Raw genomic sequence first — 7,084 nt, 5'->3', positions numbered from 1 at the left:
GTGGTGGTCAATTTACTCCGAAACTGGTGGTCAATTTACACTGGAATGGGGTGGTCAATTTGACCGGTTTTTCCAATAATCCCCTCCCCAACCCTCCCCGAAGGGAAGGGAGCCGAAACTTAAAAAAAGTACTATGTGGTATAAAATAGATTTCAACAGACTCATCCTTTTATTGTTGCCCACTTTTTTGCGAAAGCCGGTGTTGTTTGGCTATCTCAAAGCGTTGGTTTCGCCTATTGCCAGTTTGCATTATCGATGGTCCAGGATGCGCGAGGAAAACTTGAAAAAATTATCGTACAACTCGCAACGCTGTTATTTGCGAGGGGTGTTGAACGATCGATACGATCCTGATGAAAGGCAAATCACGATTAGTAATACAGGGAACAAAACACAGGATTATATCTATACGCAAGCCGAAAACTTGCCAGTTTATTTAGGTACAATGTGGTTAGAACCGGAGTTTAACTATGCGGGCTCGAAGGTTGATTTTTTGGTTAATGTACCTCCGGAATTAATGAATACAAAACTGAACGAAATAGTAGCCACACTAGAATTTTATGTGTTGGCTGGAAAATCTTATCAAATAATAGCAATATGAATCAATTAGATGTAAATCAAGTGGGAGGCTTTCCGCTGACGACTAGAATTCTAGATGAATTACAAAAAGCTTATTCCGTTTTTAACGGACTTGGAGCATTGGCCGGTAATATGACGATTATCGCAGGTTGTACTGTAGCGGGGACTAGCGTGGGCGATGGGGTGGTGTATGTTAACGGTGAAGTTTTTAAATTTCGTGGCGGGAGTACTCAAACGAAAGTGATTATAAAAGAAGATGCTGAGGCTCTTGTTTTTGAAAGCAATGAGTCTAAAACGGTTATTAGAAACCGATATGTGACTTTTGGAACTGGTGTAGGCGCTATGAACTGGGTGGATTTTAAACGTCTAATTGAGACAAAAGCCATACCATTAGATCTTAACGACAGGCTTGACGTGATTGAAAAGAAACTAGCCATATTCCAACCCGGTGGCGTGGTGTTTCCTTGGTTTAGATCTATTGCGGAAATTCCAGTTGGATTTCAAGAAGTGGCTGATATTCGAGGGCGAACTATTATAGGTTATGACCCCACTCAAGTTGAATTTGACACTATCGGTAAAAAAGCAGGTGCTAAAGAAAAAATATTTACAGCGGCCAATCTTCCAGAACACGATCACTTTCAATTTGCTGACGAAATTGTTGATGCCGGCCTTACAATTTCTCCGACGAACACTCCCGTAAAAGAAGGATATAATGCTGGTGGTGATGGTAATCAAAATTATAGAATTAGAGGTACTAATAATCCTGCGACTTTGGGTAAAACGAGTAAGACAGGATCGGCTACACCTTTTTCAATTCTTAACCCTTATGCTATTGCGGCATATATTGAATATATAGGATAGAAATTATGGCAGATAAAAACACTATTAAAAACTGGTTTCTAACTGGTTTAAAACCGACACAGGCACAATTTTGGGTTACATGGGATTCTTTTTGGCATAAAGACGAAAAGATTCCAATTACTGCTATTGATGATATTGAAAATATTTTAGCCGAAAAAGCAGATGCTGAGGCATTAACTAATCATGTTTCAGATGCAGCAGCGCACGCCGATTTATTTCTAGCTAAAGAAGATAAAAACAAAAAAGGCGCTGTAGATGGTTATGCTCCTTTGAATGAGTTTACTAAACTCGCTATTGATTATTTGAATGTGGTTAACGATTTAGTTACGGGTGGTGAAGCTTCATTATTGACAGCAGAGCAAGGGAAGTTATTGCAAACTCAAATCAATAATATCAATATTCTTTTAGCCTCGGACAATGTGAACCTGGACAACGTTCAGGAGTTGGTTGATGCTATTGAGACTATTGAAATGTCATTGAGTTCTATATTGGTGAATGACCTTACTACGGGCGGAACCACGAAGGCTTTGACGGCTGAAATGGGTAAAACGTTGAAGGGTTTGATTGATGCTAAACAACCCCTGTTAGGTTATACGCCTATGAACGCAGCTAATATTGCTACTTCATTTAGCAATCCCAATAAGAACATGGTACCTACGCTTCAGGCTGTTGAAGATGTGCTAAACTCGGTTGCTGCACCAATTACTAAAACAAAAGCTGAAATAGATGCTTTAATTACAACTAATGGTCTAGTTGCAGGAGCTACTTATAAAATAACAGGAGTTCATCCATATCTGTATAATGATGGAACCAATTCAGGAACCACTATATTTCTACAAGCTTTAACTATTAATACTTTAGCTAAAGAAGGGCATGGGGAATTTTGGAATCCTAAGTATGAACAAGGTGTAAAAGGATTTGGCATTTGGACTAATTTAAGCTCTTATACTACTTCTGCTATTACAGGAACATTTAATTTAAACGAAAATATAACAGCTAATAATGGAGCTACTGGAAAAATATACGCAGCTGTTCAATCTAACCAATTTATTGCTATTTCTGGAGATTGGGTATCAGCTACTTCTATTATAGGTAACAGTAGTGGTGCTACAGCGAATATCTCAGATATAGCAGTTAAAGTATATTTTATAGGTTCTAAATCAATTTGGGGTGGGTATTCTTGGACAAATGTAAATGGAAATATTGGTTCAAAACTAGACGTTTTATCCTTAGATAGTGAATGGACAAAAGATGCTTATTCTTCTACAAATTATAATAAGACGTTAGATGTGATTGAGTATGATTATATTAACGATTATATCAGCCGTAGGTATGAGGTTGAAGGTAATAATAATGTGATATGTAGATTTGGTGACATAGGGAACATAGGGGTCTATGAATCAGCAATAAGTGTATTTATGTTTGGGAATCCCTTTAAGGCTAGTACTTATAAAGGAATTGGAGATACAAAAGTTAGTAATTCGTATTATGAATGTGTGAATTTTAGAGGTGTGTATAGCTTTGGGTGTGACTTAAAAACTTATTCTGTTATACAAAATAATGACTTAAAAGCATTGGAACATTTAGAGTTATCCTATTATTCCCGAATAGAGTCAAACTTTATTTTCTCTGGGATGTATTTGTTAGTTTTATATGAGAGTAATATACAAAATAACAATATAACACGTTGCTCAATCTATAATAACACGCTACGTAGAAGTCACATCTCAAATAATATTATGGATCAAGGTTCATTTGAAGTCAATAAGTTGGAAGAAGGACAAATCGTTAGTAATACGTGTACTAAGATATTTAATCTAACCCATAACACTATAACTGACGGTTCTATTGGTGGGAATACGGTAGAAAATAGTACCATAACATTAAATGACATAATAAATAGTAATTTGTCTAGTACTGGACTAGTATCAAGCCTAATCCAAAATAATATCTTTAATTCTAGTTCTTTTACTTCCAGTACTAATATTATATCAAAAACTCTCAAAGGGTTGGTTATGGATTTTGCCTCAATAAACGATAATGTATCCTCAGCAACCATTTTATTTGGTAATTATTCTAAAACAGCCTATAAAAGACCCGACGGAACAACTAAACTAAGATACTATAACAATAGCGATGTATTGGTAATAGCGAATGTAACGACTTAATTCTAACGACTTAATAAAACAGAATATGAGAATTTCGTAAAAGAACTGGTCTTTAATCGGTCTGATCGCTGCTTTTCTTTTTGATCACTTGTTTGACATCCTGAGAAACTCGGGACTTACGGAGATTTCAATTGAATTGATAAAAGGTATTGGAGCGATAGTGTCGAAGTATTTTTAGGCATCGCAACAAGCATAGACGCATCGGGTAACGTAGTATGCAAGGATTTGTTTAACCTGATTTTAATACAGAAAGGAGGTTATGGGTTCGGCAAACGTAAAGAAACTATTTCGAGCGTTCTTGGTAAAAATCAACGTGATGTAACTCTAACGAACACCGGAAAAGCAGTTGCTTTTATCCTGGATAAAATAGAAACTGATCATTGTTTGAAAAGCATCGATAGTTTAGTGTAGTTCTCAGGAGGATGGGACGTAAAAAATAGTCCTCCAACAAATAAAAAAACTTCTCACGGTAATTTATATTTAGCACAAAGCCAGCGTTGGAGGACATAAATCTTCTAGTGCTGGCTTTGTTATGTTTTATAAATTCCGTGAGAGGTGCAAATATAATCAATCATCAATCAAAAATCGAATTAAAAATGAACAAGTATCATGGAATGCTCAGTAAAATTATCACCAAAGGTAAGAACCAGAGCAATAAGAAAGGCTCAATAACTTATCTACTGAATCAAACGCTAGAATTAAAGCCGCTAGACCTCTTAAATCTGTTTGAAGGTCATTCGGTAGCTAAAAAGAAATTAAAGGACGAATTAGGCTTATTTATGGCAGGAGAACGATCTACGGAAGCCTATAGAGATATTGGTGTCACGTGGTGGGATTATTGTGGTCCGATATTAGTAAATAGTTATCCTACGTATTTTGAACAACTACCAAAGCTTTTGGAGAAGATCAATAAAGAAAAGCGTACATCAAAGAATTATGTGCTATTCCTTGGTTCTAACAACACTGAGAGCAATCAACAGCCGTGTTTGAGCTTGATACAGTTTCAAATAGAGAATGGGAAGTTGATTATTAGTGCGTATCAGCGTAGCTCAGACGCTAATCTAGGATTGCCTTCTGACATCTATCACTTGTATTTGATAAGTAAACAGATTGCGCTGCCGTTGAAGTCTATTACGCTGTTTCTAGGTAACGTTCATGTTTATGAGAATAATATCGAAGGTACAAAAGGATTGTTGGGAGGTGAAGAGGTTAAGTTTACTTTAAATGTTGTTTAAAGGGTGATTAAAAAGGCTTCACAAGTTGTGAAGCCTTTTGTATATTTGTTCCAGAAAAGTGTACATTTCAATTTAGATTTGTGTACATTTTAATTTTTCGATTATACTAACCCAATATTTCCATTAATCAATTTATATTGCCCATCTCCAGAAATATATTTGATGAGATTTGATTCTATGTCTAATGTTGCAGATTTGTTAAACTTTTCACTAGAAATTAAATGGATTGCTGTTAGTTTATTTTTTATGTTATTCTTTAAATGGCTACTCATTCTAGCATACGCATCAGTAGTTTCACCAATATAAGCTTCATTTACATTTCCATCACTTAAAATATAAACGATAGGCCACAAATCTTTAACGTAATGTATGTTATTAAACTCATCAACAAGACTTGAATCAAAATCAAATTTTTTAATGGTGAAAACAGGATTTTGAATCATAGTTCATTGTATTTTTTCGCAGTGCCTTTGGCTTTTTCAACTGGATATTTTAGTGCGTTATTTTTTATTTTTTCCGAAACAATATCAAAAATATCTAAGTTATGTTTTTCAGCTAATAAAAAAGCATAAGCGAGTACATCAGCAAGTTCTTCTTTTAACTTATCTGGATTTACATTTTCAACTTCATCCCCTTTTTTCCACAAGAAAAGTTCATTTAATTCTGAAGCTTCAATAGAAATGGCAAGTGCTAAATTTTTTGAATCATGAAATTGTTCCCAGTCTCTTTCATTTCTAAATTGAATTAATTCTTTAATGACTTTATTGTACTTATCCATAACATTAGAATTGCTTTTTTTTTCAGATTTCCAAATTTAGGAATAATAAAACTCCTACGCAATCACTATATAAAAAGATATTTACTATAATGGTTTACTAAGATTCTGAAGAAATATTATAGAATATCATAAACCATAAACAGAATAATTATTTTAAACTGCGGTGAAAAAAAAACATTAATCACCGCATTATTTGCGGTGATTAAGTAGTGTATTTACCGCATAAATCAAAAAATCAATGGCAATCTACATTCATCAGCTTAAAAACTGGCCTAATGTACAGTGGAATGAACAAGAATTTATTTCATTACTAAGCGAAGTGCGCCACTTGCAAGGCAAACTTATGGGCAAATTTGAATTGCTGGGTTCCCAATTAAAAGACGAAGCCAATTTTGAAACATTGATTCAAGATGTACTGCAAACTTCCGAGATAGAAGGTGAAATATTAAACCCTGAACTAGTTCGTTCTTCTATTGCAACAAGGCTTGGATTAGAATATTCTGGTTTAGAACATTCTGATAGAAACGTTGATGGAATCGTAGAATTAATACTAGATGCCACTCAAAACGACAACAAAACTTTGACAAATGAGCGTTTGTTTGGTTGGCATGCAGCACTATTCCCAACGGGAAGAAGTGGTATGCATAAAATTGAAGTCGCAAATTGGCGTTCGGGTGCTATGCAAGTTGTTTCGGGAGGAATGGGTCGAGAAATAGTGCATTATGGAGCTCCTAAAGCAGAGCAATTAGCATCAGAAATGAAACAATTTATAGACTGGTACAATAAGGATCAAAATTTAGAATCATTACTAAAAGCTGCTGTAGCTCACCTATGGTTTATTACGATACACCCATTTGATGATGGGAATGGAAGAATTGCCAGAGCAATTACAGATATGCAACTTTCAAAATCCGATGGTGTCAATCAACGGTTTTACAGTATGTCAACTGAAACAAAATAAAAGTTATTACACCATTTTAGAGCGAACTCAAAAAGGGGAGTTAGATATAACAGAATGGATTATTTGGTTTTTAGAATGTTTAAAAAACAGTATCCTTTACTCGAGTATAATTGTTGACAAAGTAGTAAAGAAACACCATTTTTGGGTAAAAAATGCAGGTTTAATAAGTAATGAGCGTCAGCAAAAGATCCTTAATAAACTTATGGATAATTTTGAAGGTAACTTAAATACTAGTAAATGGGCTAAAATAGCCAAAACCTCACCAGATACTGCCCTTAGAGATATCACAGATTTAGTAAACAAAGGCATCTTGGTTAAAGCTAATTCAAGAGGAAGAAGTACTCATTATATTTTAAAAGATACATTTTAGGGAAATCAAATAAAACGATTCTTTTATTATGAGTGTCTTTATTCCAGAACGGGACAAGTATAAAACAAAAAACCCCGTTTCGTAAGAAACGGGGTTTTAAAAAGAAAGGCGACGACATACTCTCCCACATAACTG

The 7,084-nt window shown here is 34.8% G+C and carries 8 protein-coding genes; 6 read left to right on the top strand and 2 right to left on the bottom strand.

Going from position 1 to position 7,084, the window contains the following annotated elements:
• Positions 1–133 precede the first annotated feature (133 nt).
• From DB891_RS17145 to DB891_RS17130, 4 genes are all read left to right on the top strand, one after another.
• Positions 134–598: a hypothetical protein gene (locus tag DB891_RS17145; RefSeq protein WP_124019534.1), complete on the top strand. Its 465-nt coding sequence runs from the start codon at positions 134–136 to the stop codon at positions 596–598.
• Positions 595–1,437: a hypothetical protein gene (locus DB891_RS17140; protein WP_116764802.1), complete on the top strand. Its 843-nt coding sequence runs from the start codon at positions 595–597 to the stop codon at positions 1,435–1,437. The genes DB891_RS17145 and DB891_RS17140 overlap by 4 nt, the downstream gene beginning before the upstream one ends.
• Positions 1,438–1,442: 5 nt before the next feature.
• The gene (locus DB891_RS17135) at positions 1,443–3,605 is read left to right on the top strand and encodes a hypothetical protein (protein ID WP_116764801.1); all 2,163 of its coding nucleotides are present in this window, start codon (positions 1,443–1,445) and stop codon (positions 3,603–3,605) included.
• A gap of 596 nt (positions 3,606–4,201) precedes the next feature.
• Complete coding sequence (locus DB891_RS17130; RefSeq protein WP_116764804.1) at positions 4,202–4,840, top strand: thymidylate synthase; 639 nt, start codon at positions 4,202–4,204, stop codon at positions 4,838–4,840.
• A gap of 101 nt (positions 4,841–4,941) precedes the next feature.
• On the opposite strand, the gene DB891_RS17125 is transcribed toward DB891_RS17130, so the two are convergent.
• Together DB891_RS17125 and DB891_RS17120 are read right to left on the bottom strand one after the other, a co-directional pair.
• A complete protein-coding gene (locus tag DB891_RS17125; protein WP_116764800.1) occupies positions 4,942–5,283 on the bottom strand; it encodes a GIY-YIG nuclease family protein in 342 nt (113 codons plus the stop codon).
• On the bottom strand, positions 5,280–5,618 hold the full coding sequence (locus DB891_RS17120) for a nucleotide pyrophosphohydrolase (protein ID WP_116764799.1): 339 nt from the start codon (positions 5,616–5,618) through the stop codon (positions 5,280–5,282). Before DB891_RS17120 ends, DB891_RS17125 begins: the two co-directional genes overlap by 4 nt.
• Before the next feature lie 238 nt (positions 5,619–5,856).
• Between DB891_RS17120 and DB891_RS17115 the strand changes: the two genes are divergently transcribed.
• Positions 5,857–6,579, top strand: a complete 723-nt coding sequence (locus tag DB891_RS17115; protein ID WP_223256133.1) for a Fic family protein — start codon at positions 5,857–5,859, stop codon at positions 6,577–6,579.
• On the top strand, positions 6,533–6,949 hold the full coding sequence (locus DB891_RS17835; RefSeq protein ID WP_223256132.1) for a Fic family protein: 417 nt from the start codon (positions 6,533–6,535) through the stop codon (positions 6,947–6,949). The genes DB891_RS17115 and DB891_RS17835 overlap by 47 nt, the downstream gene beginning before the upstream one ends.
• Positions 6,950–7,084 lie beyond the last annotated feature (135 nt).

Source organism: Flavobacterium laiguense (assembly GCF_003097655.1).
Classification (GTDB): domain Bacteria; phylum Bacteroidota; class Bacteroidia; order Flavobacteriales; family Flavobacteriaceae; genus Flavobacterium; species Flavobacterium laiguense.
This window is presented reverse-complemented; position numbering and strand designations above follow the sequence as displayed.

What these genes read in the sequence shown, in the direction of transcription:
- DB891_RS17140 (WP_116764802.1), top strand. Translation starts at nt 595, where the DNA reads ATGAATCAATTAGATGTAAATCAAGTGGGAGGCTTTCCGCTGACGACT.
- DB891_RS17130 (WP_116764804.1), top strand. Translation starts at nt 4,202, where the DNA reads ATGAACAAGTATCATGGAATGCTCAGTAAAATTATCACCAAAGGTAAG.
- DB891_RS17145 (WP_124019534.1), top strand. Translation starts at nt 134, where the DNA reads ATGTGGTATAAAATAGATTTCAACAGACTCATCCTTTTATTGTTGCCC.
- DB891_RS17135 (WP_116764801.1), top strand. Translation starts at nt 1,443, where the DNA reads ATGGCAGATAAAAACACTATTAAAAACTGGTTTCTAACTGGTTTAAAA.
- DB891_RS17120 (WP_116764799.1), bottom strand. Translation starts at nt 5,618, where the DNA reads ATGGATAAGTACAATAAAGTCATTAAAGAATTAATTCAATTTAGAAAT.
- DB891_RS17125 (WP_116764800.1), bottom strand. Translation starts at nt 5,283, where the DNA reads ATGATTCAAAATCCTGTTTTCACCATTAAAAAATTTGATTTTGATTCA.
- DB891_RS17115 (WP_223256133.1), top strand. Translation starts at nt 5,857, where the DNA reads ATGGCAATCTACATTCATCAGCTTAAAAACTGGCCTAATGTACAGTGG.
- DB891_RS17835 (WP_223256132.1), top strand. Translation starts at nt 6,533, where the DNA reads ATGGTGTCAATCAACGGTTTTACAGTATGTCAACTGAAACAAAATAAA.